General features: G+C 68.6%; 27 protein-coding genes and 1 riboswitch. Of the genes, 7 read left to right on the top strand and 20 right to left on the bottom strand.

What is annotated here, in order from left to right; translation table 11 throughout:
* Positions 1-75 precede the first annotated feature (75 nt).
* Both R4823_RS26615 and R4823_RS26620 read right to left on the bottom strand, forming a co-directional pair.
* Complete coding sequence (locus R4823_RS26615) at positions 76-1,038, bottom strand: tripartite tricarboxylate transporter substrate-binding protein (protein ID WP_279817913.1); 963 nt, start codon at positions 1,036-1,038, stop codon at positions 76-78.
* 36 nt (positions 1,039-1,074) lie between these two features.
* Positions 1,075-2,145, bottom strand: a complete 1,071-nt coding sequence (locus R4823_RS26620) for a TauD/TfdA family dioxygenase (RefSeq protein WP_279817912.1) — start codon at positions 2,143-2,145, stop codon at positions 1,075-1,077.
* A 110-nt stretch (positions 2,146-2,255) separates the two neighbouring features.
* On the opposite strand from R4823_RS26620, the gene R4823_RS26625 reads away from it, so the two are divergent.
* Genes R4823_RS26625 through R4823_RS26635 form a run of 3 tightly spaced genes read left to right on the top strand, consistent with a single transcriptional unit; the run spans position 2,256 to position 4,821 of the window.
* Complete coding sequence (locus R4823_RS26625; RefSeq protein WP_279817910.1) at positions 2,256-3,173, top strand: LysR substrate-binding domain-containing protein; 918 nt, start codon at positions 2,256-2,258, stop codon at positions 3,171-3,173.
* Positions 3,174-3,220: 47 nt separating this feature from the next.
* Positions 3,221-4,360, top strand: coding sequence for an alpha-hydroxy acid oxidase (locus R4823_RS26630; RefSeq protein WP_087838153.1), 1,140 nt, complete (start codon positions 3,221-3,223; stop codon positions 4,358-4,360).
* Between the two features lie 38 nt (positions 4,361-4,398).
* Positions 4,399-4,821, top strand: coding sequence for a hypothetical protein (locus R4823_RS26635; protein WP_338616751.1), 423 nt, complete (start codon positions 4,399-4,401; stop codon positions 4,819-4,821).
* Positions 4,822-4,836: 15 nt separating this feature from the next.
* Here the strand turns inward: R4823_RS26635 and cls are convergent, their stop codons facing one another.
* The 7 genes from cls to R4823_RS26670 all read right to left on the bottom strand — a co-directional run bounded on the left by cls (position 4,837) and on the right by R4823_RS26670 (position 11,060).
* On the bottom strand, positions 4,837-6,273 hold the full coding sequence (gene cls / locus R4823_RS26640; RefSeq protein WP_132979508.1) for a cardiolipin synthase: 1,437 nt from the start codon (positions 6,271-6,273) through the stop codon (positions 4,837-4,839).
* A gap of 18 nt (positions 6,274-6,291) precedes the next feature.
* A complete protein-coding gene (gene def / locus R4823_RS26645) occupies positions 6,292-6,825 on the bottom strand; it encodes a peptide deformylase (RefSeq protein ID WP_132979507.1) in 534 nt (177 codons plus the stop codon).
* A gap of 142 nt (positions 6,826-6,967) precedes the next feature.
* Positions 6,968-7,591 carry a glutathione S-transferase family protein gene (locus tag R4823_RS26650; protein ID WP_087838090.1) on the bottom strand — a complete coding sequence of 208 codons (624 nt, stop codon included), beginning with the start codon at positions 7,589-7,591 and terminating at the stop codon, positions 6,968-6,970.
* Positions 7,592-7,636: 45 nt separating this feature from the next.
* On the bottom strand, positions 7,637-8,029 hold the full coding sequence (locus tag R4823_RS26655; protein ID WP_087838091.1) for a CbiX/SirB N-terminal domain-containing protein: 393 nt from the start codon (positions 8,027-8,029) through the stop codon (positions 7,637-7,639).
* Positions 8,026-8,994, bottom strand: a complete 969-nt coding sequence (ybiB, locus tag R4823_RS26660) for a DNA-binding protein YbiB (protein ID WP_132979506.1) — start codon at positions 8,992-8,994, stop codon at positions 8,026-8,028. The genes R4823_RS26655 and ybiB overlap by 4 nt, the downstream gene beginning before the upstream one ends.
* 10 nt (positions 8,995-9,004) lie before the next feature.
* Positions 9,005-9,865 carry an IclR family transcriptional regulator gene (locus tag R4823_RS26665; protein WP_087838093.1) on the bottom strand — a complete coding sequence of 287 codons (861 nt, stop codon included), beginning with the start codon at positions 9,863-9,865 and terminating at the stop codon, positions 9,005-9,007.
* Between the two features lie 13 nt (positions 9,866-9,878).
* Positions 9,879-11,060 carry an acetyl-CoA C-acetyltransferase gene (locus R4823_RS26670; RefSeq protein WP_087838094.1) on the bottom strand — a complete coding sequence of 394 codons (1,182 nt, stop codon included), beginning with the start codon at positions 11,058-11,060 and terminating at the stop codon, positions 9,879-9,881.
* Positions 11,061-11,237: 177 nt separating this feature from the next.
* Here R4823_RS26670 and R4823_RS26675 point away from each other — a divergent pair, with 177 nt between their 5' ends.
* Together R4823_RS26675 and R4823_RS26680 are read left to right on the top strand one after the other, a co-directional pair.
* Positions 11,238-12,296, top strand: a complete 1,059-nt coding sequence (locus R4823_RS26675; RefSeq protein WP_338616757.1) for an MBL fold metallo-hydrolase — start codon at positions 11,238-11,240, stop codon at positions 12,294-12,296.
* 105 nt (positions 12,297-12,401) lie between these two features.
* Entirely contained in the window at positions 12,402-13,013 is a 612-nt protein-coding gene (locus R4823_RS26680; RefSeq protein ID WP_338616758.1) for a DUF502 domain-containing protein, read from the top strand.
* A gap of 49 nt (positions 13,014-13,062) precedes the next feature.
* Here R4823_RS26680 and R4823_RS26685 read toward each other — a convergent pair whose 3' ends face one another.
* The 5 genes from R4823_RS26685 to R4823_RS26705 form a co-directional block, all read right to left on the bottom strand.
* Entirely contained in the window at positions 13,063-14,721 is a 1,659-nt protein-coding gene (locus tag R4823_RS26685; RefSeq protein WP_338616759.1) for a carboxypeptidase regulatory-like domain-containing protein, read from the bottom strand.
* A 142-nt stretch (positions 14,722-14,863) separates the two neighbouring features.
* A complete protein-coding gene (locus R4823_RS26690) occupies positions 14,864-15,364 on the bottom strand; it encodes an NYN domain-containing protein (RefSeq protein ID WP_338616760.1) in 501 nt (166 codons plus the stop codon).
* 242 nt (positions 15,365-15,606) lie between these two features.
* Entirely contained in the window at positions 15,607-17,076 is a 1,470-nt protein-coding gene (locus R4823_RS26695; protein ID WP_087838097.1) for an aldehyde dehydrogenase, read from the bottom strand.
* A 26-nt stretch (positions 17,077-17,102) separates the two neighbouring features.
* On the bottom strand, positions 17,103-18,257 hold the full coding sequence (locus tag R4823_RS26700; protein ID WP_087838154.1) for an iron-containing alcohol dehydrogenase: 1,155 nt from the start codon (positions 18,255-18,257) through the stop codon (positions 17,103-17,105).
* A gap of 125 nt (positions 18,258-18,382) precedes the next feature.
* On the bottom strand, positions 18,383-19,345 hold the full coding sequence (locus tag R4823_RS26705; protein WP_087838098.1) for a tripartite tricarboxylate transporter substrate binding protein: 963 nt from the start codon (positions 19,343-19,345) through the stop codon (positions 18,383-18,385).
* A 175-nt stretch (positions 19,346-19,520) separates the two neighbouring features.
* On the opposite strand from R4823_RS26705, the gene R4823_RS26710 reads away from it, so the two are divergent.
* Positions 19,521-20,468, top strand: coding sequence for a LysR family transcriptional regulator (locus tag R4823_RS26710; protein WP_165963115.1), 948 nt, complete (start codon positions 19,521-19,523; stop codon positions 20,466-20,468).
* A gap of 10 nt (positions 20,469-20,478) precedes the next feature.
* Here the strand turns inward: R4823_RS26710 and R4823_RS26715 are convergent, their stop codons facing one another.
* Both R4823_RS26715 and R4823_RS26720 read right to left on the bottom strand, forming a co-directional pair.
* Positions 20,479-20,784 (bottom strand): I78 family peptidase inhibitor, encoded by a 306-nt coding sequence (locus R4823_RS26715; protein ID WP_087838100.1) that lies wholly within the window; start codon positions 20,782-20,784, stop codon positions 20,479-20,481.
* A gap of 19 nt (positions 20,785-20,803) precedes the next feature.
* Positions 20,804-21,571 carry a helix-turn-helix transcriptional regulator gene (locus tag R4823_RS26720; protein WP_087838101.1) on the bottom strand — a complete coding sequence of 256 codons (768 nt, stop codon included), beginning with the start codon at positions 21,569-21,571 and terminating at the stop codon, positions 20,804-20,806.
* Between the two features lie 97 nt (positions 21,572-21,668).
* Between R4823_RS26720 and R4823_RS26725 the strand changes: the two genes are divergently transcribed.
* Positions 21,669-22,577, top strand: a complete 909-nt coding sequence (locus R4823_RS26725; protein ID WP_087838102.1) for a DMT family transporter — start codon at positions 21,669-21,671, stop codon at positions 22,575-22,577.
* An 18-nt stretch (positions 22,578-22,595) separates the two neighbouring features.
* Here the strand turns inward: R4823_RS26725 and R4823_RS26730 are convergent, their stop codons facing one another.
* The 4 genes from R4823_RS26730 to R4823_RS26745 form a co-directional block, all read right to left on the bottom strand.
* Positions 22,596-23,768: a metallophosphoesterase gene (locus R4823_RS26730; protein ID WP_254914572.1), complete on the bottom strand. Its 1,173-nt coding sequence runs from the start codon at positions 23,766-23,768 to the stop codon at positions 22,596-22,598.
* Between the two features lie 59 nt (positions 23,769-23,827).
* On the bottom strand, positions 23,828-24,448 hold the full coding sequence (gene metW / locus R4823_RS26735; protein WP_087838103.1) for a methionine biosynthesis protein MetW: 621 nt from the start codon (positions 24,446-24,448) through the stop codon (positions 23,828-23,830).
* Positions 24,445-25,614, bottom strand: a complete 1,170-nt coding sequence (locus tag R4823_RS26740) for a homoserine O-acetyltransferase (protein ID WP_243724496.1) — start codon at positions 25,612-25,614, stop codon at positions 24,445-24,447. Before R4823_RS26740 ends, metW begins: the two co-directional genes overlap by 4 nt.
* Before the next feature lie 60 nt (positions 25,615-25,674).
* Positions 25,675-25,753: riboswitch (SAM riboswitch) on the bottom strand.
* 83 nt (positions 25,754-25,836) lie between these two features.
* Positions 25,837-26,880, bottom strand: coding sequence for a tripartite tricarboxylate transporter substrate binding protein (locus R4823_RS26745; protein ID WP_338616766.1), 1,044 nt, complete (start codon positions 26,878-26,880; stop codon positions 25,837-25,839).
* Positions 26,881-26,957: the final 77 nt, after the last annotated feature.

Genomic DNA, 26,957 nt, shown 5'->3' on the forward strand with positions numbered 1-26,957 from the left:
CGGCTCCTGTCGAGTTGCCGTGCCAGGCAGCAGCTTTCGTGCCCGGACGGCAGCGCAGGATCCGCCCCCGCCCGCTCAATCGAGAGAGATCGCATTGCGTGCGATGATTGGCCGCCAGCGGTCCAGTTCCCGCGCGATGTAGTCGCGGAACGCAGCCGGCCCGAGATGGGCCGGTTCCATGCCCTGCGCACGGTAGTAGTCGACAACCTTGGGATCGCGCAGTGCGACAGCTACGGCCGCATGGATGGCCTGCAATACGGCGGGCGGCGTAGTGGCGGGCGCCGCGAGGCCGAACCAGCCTATGGGGTCGAAGTCGACGCCCTGCTCCTTCAGCGTGGCGACCTGCGGCAGCATGGGGGTTCGACGGGGCCCCACGACCGCGACGGCGTCGATCTTGCCAGACTTGATGAAAGGCGCCACGGCGAGCGGCGGCAGCACGGCCATCTGCACGTCGTTGGCGATCAGGGCGGAGACGATCTGCGGCGAGCCGGCATAGGGTGCATGCGGAACATCGCCACCGCTCAGCGCAACCAGGTAGGCCATCGCCAAGTGACCCAGCGTGCCGTTGCCTGGCGACGCATACGCCATCCTGCGCGAAGGGTCGCGCATCGCTGCCAGCAGATCCGCGGCGCGTCCGGCATGCATCGCCGCACTGGCCACCAGCACGGTAGGCGTCTCGGCCACCATCGCCACCGGCGCCAGGTCGCGCAGCGGGTCATAGGGCATCTTCTTGTACAACAGCGCGTTGGTGGCCAGGGGCCCGGCCGGTGCCAGCACGAGCGTGTATCCATCGGGCTCGGCGCGGGCCACTGCACCCGCGCCTATCATGCCTGCCGCTCCGGCCCGGTTCTCGACCACGACCACGTGGCCCGAGACCTTCTGCACGTTCTCGAAGATCAATCTGGCCAGCGTATCCGGCACCGAACCCGGACCGTAGGGCACGATGACGCGGACATTCTTCTGCGGCCACGCCTGCGCCTCCGCGAAGCTGCTGCTCATCGCGCAGAGCGCGGCCACGAGGGCGATTGCAATTTTCATGTTGTCTCCTTCCTGTCGATGGCATGCCGTAGGCGCTCAGGTCTCGGACCGCAGCGATGACCATTCCTGCGCGGTACGGCCAAGGTTGCCAAAGCGGGCAAACGCCCATCGCATGATCTGGCTTTCCCCTTGCCATGGCGGACTGTCGCCCAGATGCAGCCAGAGGCGGTAAAGAAAGCGCCGCTGCGCGGGATCGGGATCGTCCTCGTAGGCAGTCCTGCCATGCACCACGGTGAAGTTGTTCAGCAGTTGGACGTCGCCCGGTTCGAACGCCATGTGTAGCGCCATGTCCGGACGCCTGACTACCGAGTCGAAGCAATCGAGCGCGGCCCGCTCCGCGTCCTCGAGCGGGGTACCGAGCTTGGCCGCCGCGCCTTCTATATAGGACCTGGCATAGCGGCAGCTGACCCGCGCGCCGTGCCGGACGAAGACGGGGATACGCGGCGAGGCAGGCGCCTCTTGCGGCCATTGCTCGCCCTTGCGATCGTAGGGAAACCCTCGCTCCAGCACCTCCATGTGCTCCGGATGATCGGCAAGCAGCGCGTTGTAGACCGCCGGTGTGCTAACGATGGTGCTGGCACCTCCCGACATGGCCTTGTTGACGCACAGCAGCGCGACGACGTCGGTGGGGTCGCAGTGATAGTTCAGGTCGGCGCGGCTCTGGTATCCCCGGGCGTTGCTGCGATGGGCCTCGGCCGAATAGTCGAACCGCACGCCCTTGTCGGTGACGGGGCACAACAGGTCGCCGTCGGCGTTCTGGGTCAATCCGGTACCCAGCAACGCGCCCAGCATCCAGAATGCCAACCCGGCCTTGTCTCCCAGTTCACGCACCGGCACGCCGCGCAGCAGCACGAATCCGCGGGTGCCGAGCTCCCGCTTCACCTCGCGCATCAGCATGGCAAGCGGAACCAGATGACGGGCCGCCCACTCGGGCGTCGCGCGCGCCAGGTCCTGGCCGTCGAATTCCCGAGCCGCTCGCGCCAGGCAGCCGGCCTGCTCGTCGCTCAAGCGATGCAGCCAGGATCGATCGTGCTCGAAATCCGCCGCCTTCCAGACCGCGGGCCCTTCCGCGGGAGCTCGGCAAGCCGCCGCAAGCGTGTCAGTCATGTCGTTTCACCGAAGCATCCAATGGAGCCGCAGTGTCCCATCGCCGCCAGGGCTGAGTAAATTGAATTGATGGCGGTTAGTATTAACCAAAGGTTAATCGGGGAATCCACGTGAATCTGCGCCAGATAGAAGTGTTCCGGGCCATCATGCAAACCGGGTCGGTCAAGGGCGCGGCCGAACTCCTGCACGTTTCTCCACCCGCAGTCAGCAAGTTGTTGGCCACGGCGGAACGCCGCTCGGGATTGCGCCTGTTCGAACGCGCGAAGGGACGACTCATCGCCACACCGGAGGCCACTCAGCTATACGAGCAGGTCGACCGCATGTGGGCAGGCGTCGAGCGCATCCGCGTGATGACCGAGGAACTGCGCAACCCCACGGCGGGATCGCTGCGCCTTGCCATCTCGCCCAGCCTGGGCGCGACAGTGGTGCCCCAAGCCGCCACGCAGGTATCGGAAAGCACTCCACACGCGAGGCTGCACGTCGACCTGCTCATTCCCCACCTGCTAGTGCAGGCGCTGGTGGACGGCGCCGCGGACCTGGGTCTGTCGCTCAGCCCGCAGGATCATCCCAGCCTCCAGATCCTCGGTCGCTACCCCTGCGGGCTGGTCTGCGTCATGCCTGCGGGCCACGCACTGGCGCGCAAGGAAACGGTACATGCCTCGGACCTGCGGGATCATCGCGTCATCTCCTTTCCGCAAGCGCTACTGTATGGCGTCACGCCGCAAGATCTGTACGGGCGCTACGCCGCGCAGATCCAGACCGGCATCGAGGTGCGCTCAGGGCAGACCGCCTGCTGGTTCAGCCTGGCGGGCGGCGGCGTCGCCATCGTCGATGCCACCGCGGTAGCGGGAGCCGCCTTTCCCGGCCTGGTGGTGCGCCCCTACCAATGCCGAGCCCGGCTCGAACTGCGCCTGCTGCGCCATCGGCATCGCCCCCTGTCCAAGCTGGCCGAGGCCTTCTGCGCCACCTTCGACCAGACGTGGAACCGCCTGCTGGGAGGTCGTTCCCGCTCATCTGTAGCAAAATAGCGCCCATGCGGCCGCGTGCCGCGCTTCTCGAATACCCGGATTTCCCCATGCCCGTCATCACCTGCATCGAAGACCTGCGTCAGCTCGCCAGGAAGCGCGTCCCGCGCGCCTTCTACGACTATGCCGACAGCGGCTCGTACACCGAGTGCACCTATCGCGCCAACGCCGACGACCTGGCGGCCATCAAGCTGCGCCAGCGCGTGGCGGTCAACGTCGACAACCGCTCCACCCGCAGCACCCTGCTCGGCCAGGAGGTCAGCATGCCGGTGGCGATCGCGCCGACCGGCCTGGCGGGCATGCAATGGGCCGACGGCGAGATCCTGGGCGCCCAGGCCGCCGAGCAGTTCGGCATCCCCTTCACGCTGTCCACGATGAGCATCTGCTCGATCGAGGACGTGGCCGCGGCCACCACCAAGCCCTTCTGGTTCCAGCTGTACGTGATGCGCGACCGCGAGTTCATCGCCGACCTGATCCAGCGCGCCAAGGCGGCCCGGTGCTCGGCCCTGGTGCTGACCCTGGACCTGCAGATCCTGGGCCAGCGCCACAAGGACCTGAAGAACGGCATGACCGTGCCGCTGCGCCCCACGCTGGCCAACCTGCTGGACCTGGCGAGCAAGCCCGCCTGGGCATTGCGCATGCTGGGCGCCCGGCGCCGGACATTCGGCAACCTGGCCGGCCACGTCAAGGACGCCGACGGCATCAACAGCCTGGCCCGCTGGACCGCCCGCCAGTTCGATCCCACGCTGTCCTGGAAGGACGTGGAGTGGATCAAGCAGCAGTGGGGCGGCAAGCTGATCATGAAGGGCATCCTCGACCCCGAGGATGCCCGCATCGCCGCTTCGTGCGGCGCGGACGCCATCGTGGTCAGCAACCATGGAGGCCGCCAGCTCGACGGCGCGCAGTCCTCCATCGCCGCCCTGCCCGCCATCGTCGAGGCGGTGGGCGACAGGACCGAGGTCCTGTTCGACGGCGGCGTGCGCAGCGGACAGGACGTGCTCAAGGCATTGGCCCTGGGCGCGCGCGGCGCGATGATAGGCCGCGCCTTCCTGTACGGGCTGGGCGCCATGGGCCGGCCCGGCGTCGATGCCGCGCTCGGCATCATCCAGCGCGAACTGGACGTCAGCATGGCCTTGACCGGCACGCGCACCATCGCCGAGATCGGCCCCGACATCCTGATCCGCCCCTGACGAGAACCCAACCCCACCCACCCGTCCTGGAGAATCCCATGAAGGTCCTGTTGCCCGGCCTGGCGGCCGCCCTGCTCCTGGTGTCCGGCTGCGCCACCACCGAGGAAACCAATTCGGCCATACGGGCACGCTGGATCGGCCAGTCCACCGACGCCTTCTTTTCGCAGTACGGCCCGCCGCAGCGTTCGTACAAGCTGGGCGACGGCAGTTCCGTCTACAACTGGCGCGGCGGCGAGAAAAGCATCCAGCACGCCGCGCAGTACCGCGACGTGCCGCGCGACAAGGACTCCAAGAAGACCGACCGCGTGATGGTGTCGCCGGCCCGCACCGAAGAGCTGTTCTGCGAGCTGCAGATCAATGCCAATGCCGCCGGCAGCATCACCGCCATCCAGACCACGCGTGAATCCTCCGGCGCCGGGTTCAGCTTCTCGCGCTGCGCCGAGATATTCGACAAGCGCTGATCCGGGCGGCGGCCGTCACAGCACGGGCGCGAACAGCCGCGCCACGTGCATGACCACGCGCGGCAGCAGGGGCACGGTCTCCCACTCGCCCGGCCCCACTTCCTTGGCCAACGCGAAGTCGGCCAGCAGCATGGCCTGCGCCTGGGCCGCGAATTCGGGACTGACGGTCAGCACGCTCAGCTCGAAATTGAGCCGGAACGAGCGGTTGTCCAGGTTGGCGCTGCCCACCGCGACCGTGTCGTCGTCGATCAGCATCACCTTCTGGTGCAGGAACCCCGGCTGGTATCGATAGATCCGCACGCCCGCGCGCACCGCTTCGTAGGTGTGGAACAGCGAAGCCTGGTAGACCGTGAAATGGTCGGGCCGGCAGGGCAACAGCACCCGCACGTCCACCCCGCGCAGCACCGCCAGCCGGAGCGCCGACTGCACGGCCGAATCTGGCACGAAATACGGCGAGGTCAGCCAGATGCGCCGCCGCGCCGCCTGGATGGCCTGCGTCATGAACAGCGAACCGGTCTCCTGGTGGTCGGCTGGACCGCTGGCGATGGCCAGGCAGGTCATGTCGCCCGGGGCTTCCTCCGGCATGGCCAGCTCGGGCAGGGTCTGCGTGACCCAATACCAGTCTTCGCTGAACGTGCGCTGGATCTGCGCCACGATGGGACCGGCCAGGCGGATGTGGGTGTCCCGCCACGGCGACAGGCGCGGATTGCCGCCCAGATAGTCCTCGCCCACGTTGTGGCCGCCGACGAAGGCCACCTGCCCGTCAACCACGACGATCTTGCGATGGTTGCGGAAATTCAGCTGGAAGCGGTTGCTGACCCGGCGCACCGAGAACGCATGGATCTGCACGCCACCCGCCCGCAGGGACTCGACGTAGCGGCGCGCCAGCGCGTGGCTGCCGATGCCGTCGTACAGGAAATGGACCTTGACCCCGGCCGCGGCGCGCGCCAGCAGGCGCCGGTGCAGTTCGCGCCCCAGCGAGTCGTCGCGCACGATGAAGAACTGCACGAGGACGTAGCGCCGTGCCTGGTCGATGGCCTCGAAAATCGCATCGAAGGTTTCCCGGCCGTTCTCCAGCAGGCCGACCTGGTTGCCGGCCAGGAAGCGGCGGCCCATCAGCCGGTCCAGCGCCAGGAAGCGCCGCAGCGCCGGCTCCGTCGCGGCGTCGCGGCGCGCGGCCACGGTAAGCTGCGACTGGTTGACGTCGGCCTCGGTACGCGCGCGCGCCCGCGCGCTGTTGAACCGGTGTTCGTCCACGTAGCCGGCAAAGCGGCTGCGGCCCAGGAACAGATAAGGAATCAGCGTCAGGTAGGGAACGGAGACCAGCGCCACGGCCCAGGCCACCGCGCCCTGCGAGGTGCGGGTATTCATGATCGCGTGGCACGCTGCGATGATGCCCAGCACATGGAGGGTGGCGACCTCCAGACCGATCGACAGCAGACTTTCCGCCATGTTGGCGACCTCCCGGTATCAGTCGTCGCGGTTCGGATCGAGACCGGGGAACAGCACTTCGGTGAAGCCGAACTTCGAGAAATCCTCGATGCGCGACGGGTACAGGCGTCCAATCAGGTGGTCGCATTCATGCTGCACCACCCGGGCGTGAAAACCGTCTGCCACGCGCTCGATGGGAACCCCGGCGGGGTCGATGCCGGTGTAGCGGATGGAGACGTGGCGCGGCACCGCCCCGCGCAGGCCCGGTACCGACAGGCAGCCTTCCCAGCCCTCTTCCTTCTCGTCCGACAGGGGCGTGATGACGGGATTGATGAGTATGGTGCGCGGCACCGCCGGCGCGTCGGGATAGCGCTCGCTGCTGTCGAAGCCGAAGATCACCACCTGCAGGTCGACGCCGATCTGCGGCGCGGCCAGCCCCACGCCGCCCGCGGCCTCCATCGTATCGAACATGTCCTGGATCAGCGCGTCGAGCGCCTGGGTACCGGTCTCCCGAACCGGCTTGGCGACGCGCAGCAGGCGTTCGTCGCCCATCTTCAATATTTCGCGGATCATGGAACTGCCCTGGAACGGTCCTGCCGGGCCCTTTGCCCGGGGGGTGCCTATCCGGATTGTGCCAGATCGGCACCGCCGCGAGGCCGATGGCGTCCCACGCAGGTGCCGCAGGGATGACTGCGGCACTTGCCCGCGGGTGCCGCTACTTCAATTCCTGTCCAAGCACGCCCTGCGCCGACGGCCGGGTGCTGACGCGCTCGTGCCATTGCGCCAGCAGCGGCGTGGCCGGGCGCTCGATGGGCAGCAGGAACCAGCGGTCGATGGCGCAGCCGACGGCGATGTCGCCGATGGTGAAGCGGTCGCCCGCCAGGTACTGGCGGCCGTCGGCCAGGAACTTCTCCAGCAGCAGGATCAGCTTGTTGCCGCGCGCCACGGACTCGGCGATGGCCTGGTGGTTGCGCTTGTCTTCCGGCGTGCGGATCAGGCCGATGAAGGCCGGCCCCATGGCGGGCCCGAACTCGGTGGCCTGCCAGTCCAGCCAGCGATCGCTCAGGCCGCGCTCGCGCGGGTCGGTCGGCCACAGCGTGCCGGCGCCGTACTGGGCAGCCAGGTAGCGCACGATGGAGTTCGATTCCCACAGAATGTAGCCGTTGTCATCCAGCGTGGGGATCTTGCCGTTGGGATTCAGCGCCAGGTACTCGGGCTTGTCCAGCCCGCCATAGGGGCCGCCCACGTCGATGCGCTCGAACTGCAGGCCCAGCTCGCGCGCGGCCCACACCGCCTTGGCAACATTGATGGAAGTCAGGCGGCCCCAGATGGTCATCATGGTGGAAATCTCCGTGTACGGGTGCAAGGAATGGAATAAAGGGTGCTATGCCCGCGGGTCCGGATCCGCCGCCGGGCGCAAGGCCGCCTCGGCAACGGCGTCCAGCACGCCGGGCAGCTCCGACAACACCGGCAATGACGCGAACCGCACCGCGGGATGCGCCGCGCGCGCTTCGTCCAGAAGACGCGCCAGGTCTCGCGTCACGTGCGCGCCCGCCGCCCAGAATACCGGCAGGACGGCGATCTCGGCCACCCCCTGGCTCGCCAGGACGGCGATGGCCTCGGGCAGGGTGGGCGGCATCAATTCCAGGAACGCGATCTCGACCGGCGTGCCGGGATCGCGCCCGCGCAGCACGCGGGCCAGTTCCGCCATGGGACGCGCCCATTGCGGATCCCGCGACCCGTGCGCGAACAGGACGATGCCTCGGCGCGGCGTCATGCGGACGCCCCCAGGCGCGCCGCGGCATCGAGGATGGCGTCGCGCTGGGCCGCGATCGCGGCCGGCAGCGGTTCGCGCCCCTGCTGGATGGCGCGCACCCAGGCCGCCGTCGGGGCGGCCTCGCGCGCGGGCAGGGCCGGCAGCCCGGCCTCGGCGCGTTCCGCGCCCTCGACCGCGGTGGCCTCGACGCCGTCCAGCCAGCGCGCGATGCGCTGGGGGCGACGGGTGCTGGCGACCGCCTCGCCTTCGGTGGCGCGCATCAGCAGCGCCGCCTCGCGCCGCAGCGCGAAAAGCTCGGCCAGCATGGCGCCGAATTCGGGATGGGTGTAGGCGGACAGCAGCAGGCTGGGGCCTTGCACCGGCCGCAGCAGCTTGGCCAGCGTATGCGCGACGTTGCGCACGCCCAGGATGCGGCGCAGGCCCACGACCCGGGCCAGGCCAGGACTGGCGACGGCCAGCGGCAGATAGGCCAGCCCCCGGTCGCGCAGCGCCCGCGCGGCGGCGTCGGCATCGGACGAGGCCTCGATGCCGAGTTGTTCCAGGATATCGATGGTGGGCACGCGCGCGGCGTTCGAACCCGCGCCCGCCCGGGCCGGATCGGAGGCCTGCCCGTGCAGCAGCACCGGCAGGCCGGCCTGCGCCACGGTCCAGGCCAGCAGCGGCACGAGGTTGGGCGCATGGCGCGAACCGTTGTAGGTGGGCAGGACGACCACGGGGCGTCCGGCGGGCGCTTCGACGCGCGCCATCCTGGCCTCGGCCGCGTCCAGGAAGCCGGCCACCTCGGACACGGACTCGCCCTTCATGCGCAGGGCCAGCAGCACCGCGCCCAGTTCCAGTTCGGACACCCGGCCATCCAGGATGGCGCCCATCAGTTCGCCGGCCTGGCCGCGCGCCAGCGCGCGCGATCCGTCCTTGCCGCGGCCGATCTCGCGGATCAGCGGTGCGCACGCATAGGGTTCGGTCATGGGCGCTCCATTACACGCGCTTCATCAGGTCGTTGATGCGTTCGGCGGCGCGGCACAGCAGCGGCAGCAGTTCGTCCTGCATCTGCCGCGCGGTCACGAGGTGCGCCTGGCCGCTCAGGTTCAAGGCGGCGACCGTGCGGCCGCTGCGGTCGCGGATGGGCGCGGCGATGGCGACCAGCCCGGTCTCGAGTTCGCGGTCCACCAGCGACCAGCCCTGCTCGCGCACTTTCAGGATGGCCGCCTTGAGCTGGGCCGGATCGGTCACCGTCAATGGCGTGTGGGCCCGCAGGTCGGAATTCGCCAGCACCGCATCGATCTCGGCATCGGCCAGGCCGGCCAGCAGCACGCGCCCCATGGCCGAGCAGTAGGCGGGCAGGCGACTGCCTATCCCGAGGTTGATGGACATGATGCGCCCGGTCGGGATGCGCAGCACGTAGACGATGTCCGTACCGTCCAGCACGGTGGCCGAGCAGGACTGGTGGGCCTCGTTGGTCAGTTGCTCCATGATGGGCTCGGCCAGGTCCCAGAACGGCATGGACGTCAGGTAGGCGAAACCCAGTTCGAGTATGCGGGGCGTGAGCCGGAACAGCCTGCCCTCGGTGGCCACGTAGCCCAGCTGCACCAGCGTCAGCAGGATGCGGCGCGCGCCGGCCCGCGTCAGGCCGGCGGCCTCGGCCACCTCGGTCAGGGTCATGGCGGGCCGTTCGGCGCTGAAGGACCGGATGACGGTCAATCCGCGCGCGAAGGACTGCACGTAGGCATCGCTGGGCTTGACCGCGTCGCCCTCGGCGACCGCGGACACGCGGGCAGCCTCCTGGCGGCCCGCGCCGATGCCGGCCGGCTTGCCGCCGGCCGATGGGTGTTGCGTCATGCAGCCCTGGCGATCAGATCAGTTCGAAGGCCATGGCCGTGGCTTCGCCTCCGCCTATGCACAGCGAGGCCACGCCGCGCTTGGCGTTGCGCTGGCGCATGGCCCCCAGCAGGGTGGCGATCAGCCGCGCGCCGCTGGCGCCGATGGGGTGGCCCAGGGCGGTGGCGCCGCCATGCACGTTCACCTTCTCGTGCGGCAGCTTGTGCTCGGCCATCGCGGCCATGGTCACCACGGCGAAGGCTTCGTTGATCTCGTACAGGTCGACGTCGCCCGGCTTCCAGCCGGTCTTGGCGAACAGCGTGGCCAGCGCGCCCACCGGCGCGGTGGTGAACCATTGGGGCTCCTGCGAATGCTGCGCGTGGGCGACCACGCGGGCCAGCGGCGTGGCGCCCAGCTTCTCGGCGGTGGAGGCGCGCATCAGCACCAGGGCGGCGGCGCCGTCCGAGATCGACGAGGAGTTGGCGGCGGTGACGGTGCCGTCCTTCTTGAACGCGGGCTTGAGGGTGGGAATCTTCTCGGGCATGGCCTTGTAGGGGGCCTCGTCGCGCGCGATGATCTTCTCGCCCTTGCGGTCGGCCACGGTGACCGGCGCGATTTCCCATTCGAAGCTGCCGTCCTCGCTGGCGGCCTTGGCGCGGCGCAGCGACTCCAGCGAATAGGCGTCCTGCTGCTCGCGGGTGAAGCTGTACTTGGCGGCGCAGTCCTCGGCGAACACGCCCATGGCGCGGCCCTTGTCATAGGCGTCTTCCAGGCCGTCCATCGCCATGTGGTCGTACATGGTGGCGTGGCCGTAGCGATAGCCTTGCCGCGCCTTGGGCAGCAGGTAGGGGGCATTGCTCATGCTTTCCATGCCGCCCGCCAGCGCGACCTGGACGCTGCCGGCCAGCAGCAGGTCGTGCGCCAGCATCGTGGCCTTCATGCCCGACCCGCAGATCTTGTTGATGGTGGAACAACTGGTGCCGAGCGGCAGGCCCGCGCCCAGCGCGGCCTGGCGGGCCGGAGCCTGGCCCTGGCCGGCTTGCAGCACGTTGCCCATCAGCACTTCCTGTATCTGTTCGGGTTTCAGGCCCGAACGCTCGATCGCCGCCTTGATGGCGATTGCGCCCAACTGGTTGGCGGAAAGCCCTGAAAGCTCGCCCAACATGGCGCCCATGGGGGTACGGGCGGCCGATACGATAACAACGGGATCCGACATCTTCGACTCCTGACTCTGAAAAGCGGCGGGCGCCACGGGCAAGGGCGGCGGCTGCGTTCCGGGAATGCATCCGCCGGCACCTAGGTACACTAGCTGTAATTTACCAACAAGTGGCCTGCCCATTTTAGACCTGCCCAAGCAGCGCCGCACGAACCGGCCAGGCCCCCCCGATCCGTCATGAATCCTCTCGAACACGAACTGAAGTACCCGCTGGGCGACACCCTGCCCGCGGCCGGCACGGCCATCGAGGTCGCGCCCGGCATCCGCTGGATCCGCATGCCCCTTCCCTTCGCGCTGGACCACATCAACCTGTGGCTGCTGCGCGATCGCTTCGAGGGACGGGACGGCTGGACCATCGCCGACTGCGGCATCGCCCGCGACGAGGTCAAGGCGCTCTGGGAACAGGTCTTCGCCACCCAGCTCGACGGGCTGCCCGTGGTGCGGGTCATCGTCACCCACATGCACCCCGACCACATCGGCCTGGCCCACTGGCTGACCGAGAAATGGGGCGTTCCGCTGCAGATGAGCGCCACCGACTTCCTGACCGCCCACCTGTTCGTCGAAGGCCAGGCCATCTCGGGCGGCGAACGCATGGCGGCGCACTTCGCCCGCAACGGCATGACCGACCAGGCCTCGCTGGACGGCGTGCGCGCCCGCACCCGCTACTACCCGCAACTGGTGCCGCGGGTCCCCGCCCATTTCAACCGCATCATGGACCGCGACGTGCTGCGCATCGGCGGCCACGAATGGCATGCCATCGCCGGCTACGGGCACGCGCCCGAGCACATCTCGCTGTATTGCAAGGAACTGAACATCGTCATTTCCGGCGACATGGTGCTGCCGCGCATCTCCACCAACGTCAGCGTCACGGACATCGACCCCGAAAGCAATCCGCTGCAGCTCTACCTGGATTCGCTTGGCGGCTATGCCCACGTGCCGGCGGACGCACTGGTGCTGCCCTCGCACGGCCGGCCCTTCGTCGGCATCCATACCCGCATCGCGCAGCAGCACGCCCACCACGCCGACCACCTGGCACGCGTCAAGGAGGCCTGTACCGGCAAGGCCGCCTCGGCCTACGACATCGTGCCCGTGCTGTTCAAGCGCAAGCTGGACCTGCACCAGATGACCTTCGCGCTGGGCGAGGCCATCGCCCACCTGCACATGCTGTATTACCAGGGCGCGGTCGCCCGCGAGATCGGCGCCGACGACATCGTCCGCTACCGGGTCCCCGCCTGACCTTCCGCGCGGCCCCCGGCCGCGCGCATTCCACTGCTATGCTTGGCGCCCCGGCCGCCGCCGCGCGGGGCGGCTTCCCTGGGCCTGTCGACGCAGGAGTCCGAGATGAAGAACGTCTACAAGTATTTTTTCCGTGGCCTGATCACCATCCTGCCGCTGGCGTTGACGCTGTACCTGCTGTATGTGTGCGTGGCATGGATGGAAGCCCTCGCGCTGGCGGTGCTCCACCCCTTCGTCGGCAGCTTCTACTTTCCCGGCATGGGCCTGATCCTGGGCGTGCTGGGCATCGTCGCGGTCGGGATGCTGGTGTCCAAGCACCGGGTGCGCCGCATGCTTTCCTACGTGGAATGGCCGTTCACCAGCATCCCGGTGGTCAAAAGCATCTATTCCTCGCTCAAGAGCTTCGCCGACTACTTCACCCCCAGCACCAGCCAGGGCGGGCAGCAGGTCGTCATCCTGCGCATGCCGGGCCAGGAGATCGAACTGGTGGGACTGGTCACCCGGCGCAGCACGGCCGGCCTGCCCGAGGGCTTCCTGCCGGGCGAACGGGTCGCCGTGTACCTGCCCATGGGATACATGATCGGCGGCTACACCGTGTTCGTGCCCCTTTCGTGGGTCACGCCCATCGACATGACGGTGGAAGAGGCGATGCGCTCGTCGCTGATCGCCTGGATGGCGCGCACGCCGCAGGCGGCGCCCGCCCCCTCGCAGGAATGACGGGATCGGGCGGCAAACCTCGCGGGGAATCCGCCGCCCCTCCCATCCCTCAAGGTGCCGTGCAGTAGCGGCGCGTCACCGCCGCAGGCGCCGGCTCGGTGCTGGACCACGCTCCGATACGGTTGACGGTAACCCGGCAGCTTGCGTCCACGGTCAGCTTGAACACGGTCCACCACCGGGTCGAACCGGCGACTTCCCCTGAAGTCGGACCGAATACCGACAGCGAACCCTTGTTGTTCAGTTCCACCCGCACCGGCGATCCGGTCATGCCTGGCTCATAGGTACCCGAGTAGTTGTAGAGCGCGTAGGTGTAGGTTCCCACCATCAGCTTGCGGATGGTGACGACCTCGGGGCCGAAGCCGGTGGTGTCGTCCACGTCCAGGTTGACGAAAGGATCGGTCCCCAGGCTGCCCTTGTTGGAGAAGTAGATCTCGGTGCCATCCGGCGTGAACAGGTGCGAATCCACGTCCGCGGGCTTGGCGCCCCAGGTCAGCTTGATACTGATGGCATCGGTCAGCGTCGTCAGCGACAGGCATTCGGTCAGGGTGGTGTCCGTGGCGAACGGCCCCACCGACACGGTATTGGACAGCTTGACGCCCTGTTGCGCGAACAGTGTTGCCTTGCCGCCCTTCTTCATCGCGATGCGGAACTTACCCTGGGCATCGGTGCGTATCGACGACGAGCTGGAGTAATCGATGCCGTCCGAAGTCACCAGGATGTTCGCCAGCGACGATGCGCCCGCGTCATCGGCCACGCAGCCGTTCACGTAGACCGTGTTCATCAACTGATCGGCATTCCAGTACGTGAAGTGGCTGACGGTGCCCTCGTAGTATTGATCGGCGCCCGAACCCGCCAACGTGGCCGAGCCTTCCTGCTTCCAGAAGCCGGTCGCCTCGTCGAAGTAGAACAGCGGGATCGTGGCGGGGTTGCTGGCGCTGCGGGTGGCGACCGGAATGCGGATGGTCGCGGTCTTGCCGGGCGCCAGGTTCAGGCGCTCGCCCGCGGTGTTCTGCAGGGTCACGTTGATCGCGCCCCAGCTTTCCATGACACCGGTGCCACCGCCCGCGGTCGCGACCAGGTACTGGCCGGGCATGGCGTTGACGTTCAGGGCCGGGTTCACCGCGCTCAGCGCGACCGAGACCGGGCCCGTGGCGGGCGAACCGTCGGGGCGGACCAGGCCGTTGGCGGGCAGCGAGACGGAGGCCGGGGTGTTGGGCGCGGTCACGGTGATGGCCGTGGCGGCGTCGCCGCCGCCCGTCACGTCCACCGGCTGCAGTTCGACGGTGGCGATGTCGGTGGTCTGGTTGGCAACCACGGCGGCGGTGGGCAGGCCCTCGCCATAGCCGGTGGCGTTGACGCGGATCACTGTGCGGCTCGCGGGCGCGACGCCGGCCAGTTCGAACTCGCCCTGGGCATTGGACGTGGCGCTGGCCGAGCCGTTGCTGAGGCGGGCGTTCTGGATGGCCTCGCCGGTCTGGCCGTTGATGACCTTTCCCTTTACCTTGCCGGTCACCGTGACCGGCGGCTCGGGGTTGGTAGGCGGTTCAGGATCGGTCGGCTGCGGACTGGACGACGAGCCGTCGCCGCCGCCGCACGCGGCCAGCACCAGCGAGGCGCCAAGGGCCGCCAGCAGGGCCGGCAGCCGGGACTTGCCGACGCGCGCGCGGCCACCCGCCGGGCTCTCGCCCAGCGTAGCATCGTGTTTCATGATTTCCCCTGTTTGGAATCCGCCTGGCCTGACGGTCGGTCAGGCCAGTTTTTGTTGTAAGCGTTTACTAGCGGCGGAAGTCTACAGAGGGAATGTGAGATGTACTCACTACGTTAACAATACATACATCTCTTGCAAATACTCAGATTTGCGGAGAAACGGAGCCCTCTACGACGACTGGTTGCTTGCGAACTTTGGGGCAGGTGCTGCGCAAGCCATCAATATGTTCCTCAAGCCCGGCAGGGATTGGCCTCCACATTGGATCGAGCACGAAATCAATACCCTCCCGGCGCGCCTGCTTTGCAGCGGGAACGAAGTCTGCATCCCCTGCGATGAGGACGATTTGGTCCACCTGCCGCTTGAACACCAATGATGAGACGTCTACGCCTATTCTCATATCGACTCCCTTTTGACGGGTGTCGAGCATGACGTCATCCTCCGTCAGCTCTTCGAACTTGAGCCGGGCGTTCAGCAGATCCCTGACCTTGGCTGGCTTGATCGCCCACTGAACATCGGAAGAAAGATGTCCTAGCCTCAGGGCAGTCTTGCGATGCTTCTTGAGGGTGTCATGCAACTCCAACCGGAACTTGGCTTCTCGGGATTTCCCGAAATCGATAGCTTGTTTCGTGATGGGGTTGTGCACTCCGCGGCACGCTTGGCGTGAAACCCGTTATGAGGTTCGATGGAACGAAAACGTTTTATGAAATAGCCTCCATCGACCAATATCGCGGTCGGCATTTTTTTGTCCCCCCCAAGACGCAAAAACGCCCATGGGATCGGCGCGTCCTGCATGGAGGGGACGGCTTACTGCCATGGGCGACATGCAACAAGTCTACTTGTTGACCGAAGGGGGGGTCAATTACGCATTCGGACTTCGCTGCCCCATCACCGGCTCCACGGCAGCGGCGCCGCGTTCATCCCCCAGTAGTAGCTCTTCTGGTTGGTGTATTCCAGGATGCCCAGCCGGCCCTTTTCCCGTCCCGTGCCGCTCATCTTCACGCCGCCGAACGGCGTGCTGACCGAGAACAGCTTGTAGGTGTTGATCCAGACGGTGCCCGTCTGCAGCGCGGCGCCGATGCGCCAGGCGGTCTTGTAATCGTTCGTCCAGATGCCCGAGGCCAGGCCGAACACGCTGTCGTTGCACTGGGCGATCAGGTCGGCCTCGTCGGTCCACGGCAGCAGCGCCAGCACCGGGCCGAAGATTTCCTCCTGGCACATGCGGGCCTGGTTGGGCAGGCCTTCGATCACGGTGGGCAGGTAGTAGCTGCCGCGGTCGTAGCCGGCGCCCGTGGGCCGCTGGCCGCCGGCCAGCACCTTGCCGCCCTCGTCCACGCCCAGTTGCACGTAGCGCTCCACCGACTCGCGGTGGGCCTGGCTGACCAGCGGTCCCATCTGGGTCCGCTCGCTGGCCGGATCGCCCACGCGCAGCGCCCGCACGCCCGCCAGCAGGCGTTCCTTGAAGGCTTCGTACACGCTGGCATGCACGAAGGCGCGCGAGCCCGCGATGCACGATTCGCCCGACGAACTGAAGATGCCGTACAGCACGCCGGCCACGGCGTGGTCCAGGTCGGCGTCGGCGCAGACGATGGTGGGCGACTTGCCGCCCAGCTCCAGCGACGTCGGCATCAGGCGCTCGGCCGCCAGCCGGGCGATGCCCAGGCCCACGGTGGTGCCGCCGGTGAAGGCGATGCGGCGGATCAGCGGATGGCGCACCAGCGCGTCGCCGACCACCGAGCCCTTGCCGGGCACCACGCTGATGATGCCGTCCGGCACGCCTGCCTGCTGCGCGATGCGGGCCAGTTCGATGGCCATGCGCGGCGTGATTTCGGCCGGCTTGAACACGACCGCGCAGCCGGCCGCCAGGGCGGGCGCCAGCTTCTGCGCCTCGCTGGCGATGGGCGAGTTCCACGGGGTGATGGCGCCCACCACGCCCAGCGGCTCGTGCACGCTCATACTGACGTAGTCGCCGCGCGACGGGGTAATGGTGTCTTCCATCGTCTCGCAGGCCGCCGCGAAGAACTGGAAGGTGCCCGCCGCGCTGGCCACCAGCGCGCGCGTCTCGTTGATGGGCTTGCCGTTGTCCAGACGCTGGAGCTGCGCCAGTTCCTCGGCCCGAGCCCGGATGCCGGCGGCGATGCGGGTCAGGATGGCGCCGCGCTCGTGCGGCTTCAGGCTCGCCCATTCGGGGCGCAGGCGGGCGGCCTCGGCGGCCCGCACGGCCTGGTCCACGTCGTCGGCGGTGGCCGCGTGCAGCGTGGCGACCTGGCTGCCGTCGGCGGGATATTCGGTCACGTACCGGGGGCCCGAGGCGTCGCGCCAGGAGCCGGCGATCAGGGTCTGGATGTGTTCGGTCATGTCAGGGTTCCATGAAAGGCCGGGCGCTAGAAGGCCTGGGTATAGATTGCGAGCGCGTCGTCGCGGGTTAGGTCGCGGGGGTTGTTCATCAACAGGCGGTCCACGGTCATCGCCGCTTCGGCCAGCGCCGGCAGATCGGATTCGCCGACCCCCACATCGCGCAACCGCTGCGGGATGGGCGATGCCGCCACGTGGGCCTGCATGGCGGCGATGAAAGCCAACGCCGCCTCGGCATCGGCCGCGTCGCGCAGGCCGGGATCCAGCGCGCGCGCCAGTTCGGCATACGCGCCTTCGGCCACCGGCAGGTTGAACCGCAGGATGGGGACCATGACCAGCGAGTTGGCCAGTCCGTGCGGCACGTGGAAGTGGCTGCCCAGCGGATGGGCCAGCGCGTGGATGGCGGCCACGGGGGCGTTGGCGAAAGCCATGCCCGCCAGCAGCGAACCGAGCAGCATGGCTTCCCGGCTGTCCAGGTCGCCGCCCTGCCGCACCGCGCCGCCCAGGTGGCCGTGCAGCAGTTGCAGCGCGCGCACGGCCAGCATGTCCGACATGGGATTCTTCTTGTGCCGGGTCGTGTAGGCCTCGATGGCGTGGACCATGGCGTCGATGCCGGTCATCGCGGTGGGCCCGGGCGGCAGCGCCGCCGTCAGCGCGGCATCCAGCACCGCCACGTCGGGGAACAGCAGGGAGCTGATCACGCCGCGCTTCTGGTGGTCGGGCGTGGACACCACCGACGTGGGCGTGACTTCGGACCCGGTGCCCGCGGTGGTCGGCACCTGGATCAGCGGCAGGCGCGGCCCGCGGGCGCGCTGCGGGCCATAGATGTCGGCCAGCGGCTGCGGGTTGGCGGCCAGCAGGGCCACCAGCTTGGCGGTGTCGAGCGAGCTGCCGCCGCCCAGGCCGATCACGCAGTCGGCGCGGTCGTCGCGGGCGGCCTGCGCCGCCTCCAGCACCACGTGCTCGGGCGGGTCGGCCTGGACGCGGTCGTATACGGTCACGTGCACGCCGGCGGCGCGCAGGGCGGCGGCGGGCGCATCGATCAGGCCGGCGGCGACCAGGCCGGGATCGGTGACGAGGAACGCGCGGCGATGGCCGCCGGCCTGGAGGATCCGGGCCAGCCCGAGGGCGGCCCCGCGCTCGCAGACGATGCGAGGCGTGGTTTCGAAATGGAAGCTGGGCATGGACATCGGCTCCGTCCGGGCCGCGCGGGGCGGCCGGGGTGAGCACGGCCCTCACCCCATGCGCGGTGATGCGGAAAGCAGGAAGAAGGGACGGCCGGCGCGCGGCGCGCCGGCCAGGACGCGGATCAGTACGCCGAGATCTTGGTCTTGGCGATCAGGTCGCCGAAGTTCTTGTACTCGGTGCGCAGCGCGTTGCCGAGCTCCTCGGGCGTGGTGGCCACGCTCTCGAAGCCCATGGCCTGGATGCGCTCGACCGAGTCGGGCTTCTTCAGGCTCTTGTTGATCTCGGCGTTCAGGCGCTTGATCACGTCGGCCGGCGTGCCGGCCGGGGCGAACACGCCGTGCCAGCCGCTGACCTTCTCCAGCTCGGGCAGGCCGGCTTCGCGGAAGGTCGGCACGTCGGGCAGGGCCGAGGCGCGCTTGGGTCCGATCACCGCCAGGGCCTTGAGCTTGCCCGACTTGACGTGGACGGCGCTGCCCGAATCGAAGGTGAAGTCCACCTGGCCCGCCAGCAGGTCCTGGATGGAAGGCGCCAGGCCCTTGTAGGGCACGTGGGTCGCGTCGGTGTGGGTTTCCAGGTTCAGCAGCGCGCCGGCCACGTGCGGGAACGAGCCGTTGCCGGTGGATGAATAGTTCAGCTTGCCGGGGTTGGCCTTCATCTTCTCGACCAGGCCCTTGACGTCCGAGACGCCCACCTTGGGATTGACCAGCAGCGCCATGTTCAGGCCCGCCGTCATCGCCACCGGGGAGAAATCCTTGATCGGGTCGAACGGCACGTTCTGCATCACGTACGGGCCCAGCGCCAGCGTGCTCGAGGCCAGCATCAGCAAGGTGTAGCCGTCCGCGGGCGCGCGGCGCACGTAGTCGGCGGCGATGTTGCCGTTCGCGCCCGGCCGGTTCTCGACCACGAACTGCTTGCCCATCGATTCGCCCAGGTCCTTGGCGACCATGCGCGCGATCGCGTCGATGGTGCCGCCGGCCGGCACGGACACCACGATGGTCACGGGCTTGGACGGGAAGGTATCGGCCATCGCGGCCACGGGAACCAGGGCCGACACGGCCACGAGGGAAAACAGCTTGCGCATCATCACATCGATCTCGTAAAGGGTGGGACAGCGGCGGCCGGACCGCCCGGTGCGGCGTCTGCGGCTCGTCCATGCGAAAAATTGTAGGCAGCCAGGCTGTGTGACAATGGCATTTCTGGTTAACCAGAGGTTAACGATTCGCCACACGCCCGTTGCCGGGCCCATGCCAGGTTCCGCCATGTCACGCCTGCTGAACAGCCGCCATTTCCAGATCTTCGCCACCCTCATGCGCAGCCGCGGCATGAGCGAAGCCGCGCTGCGGCTGGGTATTTCCAAGGCGGCGGTCAGCAAGACCCTGCGGCTGATGGAGCGGGAAACCGGCGTCGCGCTGTTCACGCTGGCGCACGGGCGGCTCGAGCCCACGGCCGCGGCGCGCCGCCTGCTGCCGCGCGCCGAACAGGCGGCCAAGCACCTGGAATGGGCGCTGGACGAGGCCTACGCGCTGGACCAGGGGTCGGTGCGCACCGTCGTCGTCGCGGCCCACGCGCCGCCGCTGATCGCCATCCTGCCCAGCGCCATCCAGCGCTTCAAGGAAAGCCATCCCGACGTCAACGTGCACCTGCGCGTGGAAGGCCCGCCCAAGGTGCTGGAGTCGGTGGCCCACCACGAGGTGGACCTGGGCGTGACCAACCCGCCGGCGCCCAACACGGCCAGCAGCGTCGACCTGTGCCAGCGCCACACCATATCGGAGGACCTGCTGGTGGCGGCGCTGCATCGGCGCCATCCGCTGGTGGCCAAGTCCGTGGTGCGCCCGGAAGACCTGGTCGGCGCCACCGTCATCGCCCTGCCCGAGGAGTCGCCCACTTCCATCCTGGTGCGCGCCACCTTGCAGGAAGCGGGCGTCAGCATACCCAAGACCATCTTCGCCAGCACGTCCATGGGCGTGTGCGCGCTGGTGCAGCAGGACGTGGGCATCGGCCTGATCAATCCCATGCTGCTGTCCACCGGCATCTTTCCCGACGTCGTGACCCGGCCGTTCCGGCCTCGCATCGAGCTGTGGACCGAAATCTACTATTCGTCCATCCGGCCGCTCAGCCCCGAGGCCCGGGCGCTGGCCACCTATATCGAGGAAGCGGCCTCGGCGCTGCGCGGGCACGCGCCGCTGGGCAAGCCCGCGCCGGGCTGAAAGGCCGCCCTCAACCGCAGCGTATCGCCGTCACGACCTCGCGGCGGTTGACCTCGACGTTCACCCGGAACGGATTGAATTCCATAGTGATGGCCTGCCCGGGGCGCAGCACGCGCGCGCTGCCGGCGCCCGAGGCCTTGCGGGCTTCCTCGACCAGCACCGAGCTGAGCTGCTGGCCGACCAGGGTCTGGGCCGCGTCGGCCTGGCATTGTCCCTGCGGCGCTTGCGCCGCGGGCTGGGTATCGGCGATGGGCACGGGGGCGGCGCAGCCGGCGGCGAAGGCCAGCGTGGCAAGGGCGAAGGCGCTCCGGATCATGGGTTCTCCTTGTGGGCGTTCATCGATAGAACAGCGTGGGCGGCATCCCGAAATGCCGGCGGAACATCGCTGCGAAGGCGCTCTGGCTCTGGTAGCCGTGGTCGAGCGCGACGTCGACCACTTTATCACCCCGGGCCAGGCGCTCCAGCGCGGCCAGCAGGCGCACCTGCTGGCGCCAGTAGCCGAAGCGCATGCCCGTCTGCTGCTGGAACAGCCGGTGCAGCGTGCGGGCCGACATGCCCGCGCCGCCGGCCCAGGCGTCGACCGTGCGGCCGTCGTCCGGCGCCGCGATCAGCCGCTCGCACACCGCACGCAGGCGCGGGTCCGACGGCAGCGGCAGATGCAGCGGCAGCACCGGCAGCGCCCGCAGCTCGTGCAACAACAACTGCCTCAGGCAACCGGCGCGCGACGCCGGCCCCCCGCCCGGCGGCAGGTCGATGGCGGCCAGGATCAGCTCACGCAGCAGCGGCGGAATGGCCAGCACGCAACTGCCCTGCGGCAACTGCGCGCCGGCGTCGGCCGCGACGAACACGGTCCGCATCTTCACGTCGCCGCTCATGCGCACCTGGTGCGCGATCCCGGCTTCCAGCCACACGCCGCGCGTGGGCGGCACGACCCAGCGGCCGCCCTGGGCGTCGATACGCATCACGCCTTCGATGGCGTAGAGCAGTTGGCTGTAGGCATGGCTGTGCGGAGCGATCACGTGGCCGTGCGGATAATCCGCGGCGATGGCGGTGACGGGCACCCCGGCCCGGGCCGTATCCCGCAAATGCGCATCGACATCCATGATCTGTCACTTTTAAGATAACTTTCTTCATATTAGCGTGAGACAGCCGACCAGCAAGCGCGGAGCATAGGAGTCCATTCTTTCCGGAGCCCTTTCGATGTCCCCCGCCGCGTATCTCTTCCCCTTCCTGGCCATCGTCTTCTGGGCCGGCAACGTGATCGTGTCCAAGATGGCGGCCTCGGCCATCTCGCCCACCGCCATCACGTTCTACCGGCTGGTGCTGGCCATCGCGCTGCTGAGTCCCTTCCTCGCGCGCCCCATCTGGCGCAACCGCGACGCGATCCGGCGCCACTGGTGGCAACTGGCCATAGGCGGCCTGTTGTCCATGGCCCTGTTCCAGGCCCTGTCCTACCGCGCCGCCGAAAGCACCACGGCCACCAACATGGCCATCGTCACCGCGCTGATCCCGCTGCTGACGGCGATCCTGAGCGCCGCCCTGCTGGGCGAGCCCGTCACCGTGGGCATGGCGACCGGCGGCCTGCTGTCGTTCGGTGGCATCCTGTACCTGGTCGGCCACGGCGACATCGGCGCGGTACTGGCTCAGGGCGCCCACCTGGGCGACGTGCTGATGCTGTTCGCCGCGCTGGCCTATTCCCTGTACGGCGTGCTGCTCAAGCGCTGGCGCATGGCCATTCCCGCCTGGCAATCGACCTACATGCAGGCGGCCTTCGCGCTGGTGTTCATGTTCCCGCTGTTCCTGGCCCTGCCCGCCGGCACCGCCACGCTGGACGCCAGGACCGTGCCGCTGATCGCCTACGCCGGCATCTTCTCGTCCATCATCCTGACCTTCTTCTGGATACAGGGCGTCAAGCTGCTGGGCCCCAATCGCTGCGCGATCTTCATCAACCTGCTCCCGGTGCTGACCGCGGGCCTGGCCATCGCCCTGCTGGACGAACCCATGCGCGCCTACCACGTGATCGGCGGCGGCATCAGCCTGGCCGGCGTGCTGATCGCGCAGACCGTGCAGCGCCCGCTGTTCGCGGCGCGGGCATCGCTGGCGCGGTAACGCCCCCGCGCTGTCGGGTCAGGTCTCGCCGTCCGGCGCCCGCACCAGCCGCAGCAACGTGATTTCCGACGGCACGCCGAAGCGCATGGGAGGCCCCCAGTAGCCCGTGCCGCGGTTCACGTACACCCACATGCCGTCCTGGCGATGCAGTCCCGTCACGAACGGCTGTTGCAGCGGCACGAAGAAATTCCAGGGCAGGAACTGCCCGCCGTGCGTATGGCCCGACAACTGGAGATCGAAGCCCGCCTGGGCGGCCAGGGCCGCGCTGCGCGGCTGGTGAGCCAGCACCACGCGGGCGCCGGCACCGGCCGGCGCGCCGTCCATCGCGCGTTGCGGATCGCTGCGATGCGCCGGGTCGAACTGGTGGGCGCTGTAGTCGGTAATGCCGGCCACCACCAGTTCCTGGCCCGCGTGCCGCAGCACCACGTGTTCGTTCAGCAGCACCCGCATGCCCATCCCGCGCAGGGCGTCGATCCACGCGTGCGCGCCCGAGTAGTACTCGTGGTTGCCGGTCACAAAGAAGGTTCCGTGGCGCGAGGCCAGTTCCGCCAGGGGCCGCGCGTGGGGCGCGAGATCGGCCACGCTGCCGTCGACCAGGTCGCCGGTGATTGCCACCATGTCCGGCCGCAGCCGGTTGACCGCGTCGACGATGCGCCGCACGTAGGGCGCGCGGATGGTGGGGCCGACGTGGATGTCGCTGATCTGCGCAATGGTGAATCCTTCCAGCTCGGCGGGCAGCGCCCGCAGCGGGATGTCGATCCGGACCACGCGCGCCACGCGGCGGGCGCCGACGAAGCCGGCCACCGACATCAGCAGCGAAGCCGCCACCACGAACAGGGCCGACGGTACCGCCAGCGCGGCGTGTCCGTCACCGGTCCCGAACCACGCCATGGCGGACGCGCCAGCCAGCACGAGATCTCGCAGCAGCGTCAGCACGAACAACGACGAGAACAGGCCCATGCACAGCAGCCCCAGCCAGATCGCGCCCAGCAGCAGGGGCCCGGCCGAGCGCCGCCGCGCGAGCATGCTGGTTGGGATCAGGATGGCGGACGCCGCCAGCACGGCCGCCAGCGCCGGAGCCAGGCCCGGCACCACGCCCAGGTCGGGCACGAGGCGCAGCCCGACATAGGCATGCACCAGGCCGATCAGGCCGAAGAAGTAGAACCTGTGCAGGGCGCGCCGCTGGCTCACTGGTGGCTCTCCTGTCGCTGCGCGACATCCTTGCTAGGACGAGGCGGCACGCCCGCGTGTCACGCCGCCGTTCCGCGCCGCGCCGGCGAGGCGAAACGGTACACGGCCAGCGTGCTGCGCCAGCCCGGCAGCCACGAGATTTCGCGGGCGTCGGCGAAGGTCGCGCGGGCCAGGATGCGCAGTCCGAGCTTGGCGGCCAGCGCCTCGAAGTCCTTCAGCGTGCACAGGTGGATGTTGGGCGTGTTGTACCACTGGTAGGGCATCTGCCCGGTCACGGGCATGTGTCCGCGCAGGATGGACAGGCCGTGGGTCCAGTGGCCGAAATTGGGGAAGGAGACGATGCCCTCGCTTCCCACGCGCGCCATCTCGAGCAGGATGCGCTCGGTGTTGTGCACGGCTTGCAGCGTCTGCGACAGCACCACCGTATCGAAGCGGCCGTCCTCGAACAGCGCCAGTCCGTCCTCCAGGTTCTGCTGGATGACGTTGACGCCCTTGCGCGCGCATTCGATCACGTGCTGGTCGCTGATCTCGACGCCGACGATGCTGGCCTGTTGCGCATCGCGCAGGTGGGCCAGCAGCGTGCCGTCGCCGCAGCCCAGGTCCAGCACGCGCGAGCCATCGGCGATCCAGCCGGCGATGCGGGCCAGGTCGGGACGCAGGGGGGCGGCGTTGCGGTTCATCGCGCGCCTCCCGCCGCACCCAGGCCCAGCTGGCGGGCCACGCGGTCGAAATATCCCCGCACCACCGCGTGGTAGCGGACATCGTCCAGCAGGAAGGCATCGTGGCCGTGCGGCGCCTCGATCTCGGCGTAGGTGACCGGACGGCCGTTGCGCAGCAGCGCCTGCACGATCTCGCGCGAACACGAGGGGGGGAAACGCCAGTCCGTCGTGAACGACGTCAGCAGGAACTCCGCCTGCGCCGGCGCGAGCGACCGCGCCAGGTCGCCGCCGGCCTGCTTGGCCGGATCGAAATAATCCAGCGCCCGCGTGATCAGCAGATAGGTATTGGCATCGAAGTACTTCGAGAACTTCTCGCCCTGGTAGCGCAGGTAGGACTCCACCTCGAATTCCACGTCGTAGCCATAGCGGAACGCGCCGTCGGCCCCGGGCGAACGCTGCGCCCGCCCGAATTTCTCGGCCATGTCGTCGCCCGACAGATAGGTGATGTGGCCGATCATGCGCGCCACCGACAGGCCGTTGCGCGGCACCGTGCCATGGGCATAGAAGTCGCCGCCGTGGAACTCGGGGTCGGTGATGATGGCGCGCCGCGCCACTTCGTTGAACGCGATGTTCTGCGCCGACAGCCGCGGCGTGCTGGCGATGACCACGCAATGCGCCACGCGCTCGGGATAGGTGATGGCCCAGCTGAGCGCCTGCATGCCGCCCAGCGACCCGCCCATGACCGCGGCGAAGCGGGCGATGCCCAGCCTGTCGGCCACGCGCGCCTGCGCATGGACCCAGTCTTCGACCGTGACCACGGGGAACGAGGCGCCGTACGGGCGGCCGGTGCGGGGATCGATGCTGGCGGGCCCGGTGGATCCGAAGCAGGACCCCAGGTTGTTGATCCCGATCACGAAGAAGCGATCGGTGTCCAGCGGCTTGCCCGGCCCCACCATGTTGTCCCACCAGCCGACGTCGGACGGATCGTCCGCCGAGACGCCGGCCACGTGATGCGAGGCGTTCAGCGCATGACAGACCAGCACCGCGTTGGAGCGGTCGGCGTTCAGGCGGCCGTAGGTCTCGATCATCAGCGAATACGGGCCGAAGGCCGTGCCGCTGGCCAGTTGCAGCGGCTCGTCGAACGTCATGGCCTGCGCCTGGACGACGCCGACGGAATCGGGACCGATGGGAGGAGATGCGGGAGTGTCGAGAAAGGCGGTCAACGCCTCTTCGAGATGCGAATCGGAAGACACGATGGACGGAGCTCTTTAGCTGGATTTATCAGGCGCCCGCAAGCGGACCAGGCAAATCGGCGCCAATGAAAAGTACGGGAATTGTAGCACCGGGCCATGGACGGGCGCCCCCCCGCGGGAACACCCGTCGCTTGCCCGGCGCCGCGCGCCAGGGCGTCACCCCGCCCTGGTCGACCCTTGCGCGGTCTTCAATAGCCCGGCCCACAGCCGCTGCTCGGCCTGCGCGGTGCGCGCCAGGTCGGCGGGCGGCCCGGGACGAGCCGTCAGGCCCACGGCCGCCAGTTCCCCTTTGACGTCGTCGCGGGCAAGCAGGGATTGCAGCAAGGCGTTGTAGCGCTGCACGATCGGCGCCGCCATGCCCTTGGGCCCCCACAGCGCGTACCAGGGATCGACGTCGTAGCCGGCCACGCCCTGCTCGTCCAGCGTGGGCAAGTCCATATAGGGCTGCTGCCGCTGCCGGCGCGTGCCGCCCAACACCTTGATGCGCCCGCTCGCGGCATGGTTCATCGCCACCTGTACCGGCAGGAACATCACCTCCACCTGCCCCGACAGCACGTCGGTGGTCGCGCCCGCCGAACCCTTGTAGGGAATGTGCTGGAGCTGGATGCCCGTCTTCGCCATCAGCAGTTCCATGCACAGGTGATGGTGGGTACCCAGTCCGGGCGACGCGTAGCGCAGCGCGCCCGGACGAGCCTTGGCGTAGGCCACCAGTTGCGCCACGTCGGCGACCGGCAGCGCCTGGTTCACCACCAGCGCGAAATTGCCGGAACCCACCAGCCCGACGGGCGTGAAATCCGCCAGGACATCGAACGGCAGCTTGTCGTAGAAATAAGGCAGTGTCAGGGTGGTCGACACATTGCTCATCAAGGTATGGCCATCCGGCGGCGCCTTGGCCACCGCCTCCATGCCTATCATGCCCGAGGCGCCCACCCGGTTCTCGACCACGAAGGCGACACCAAGCTCGCGGCTCATGCGCGGAGCCAGGATGCGCGCCACCGAGTCGGGCGTGGTACCCGGCGTCTGCGGCACCAGGATACGCACCAGCCTGTCGTCAAGCTGGCCTGGCTGGCCCGCGCCCGCGCGGCCCAGCCACGCGGCACCGGCCACGGCCAGCACCCGGCCGAGCGCCGCGCGCCTGCCGGCGCGAACCGGCAGGTCGCCGGCCGCGTCGCATGGGGATTCGATGTTCGTGTCTTTCATGTCTCCTCCTTATGTCCGGGCCTGCGCCCGGTTCGATGCGTGGGTTTGCATTTATCATCTACCGCTGCGGCGAAGCG

Source organism: Pigmentiphaga sp. CHJ604 (assembly GCF_036972535.1).
Lineage (GTDB): Bacteria > Pseudomonadota > Gammaproteobacteria > Burkholderiales > Burkholderiaceae_B > Pigmentiphaga > Pigmentiphaga daeguensis.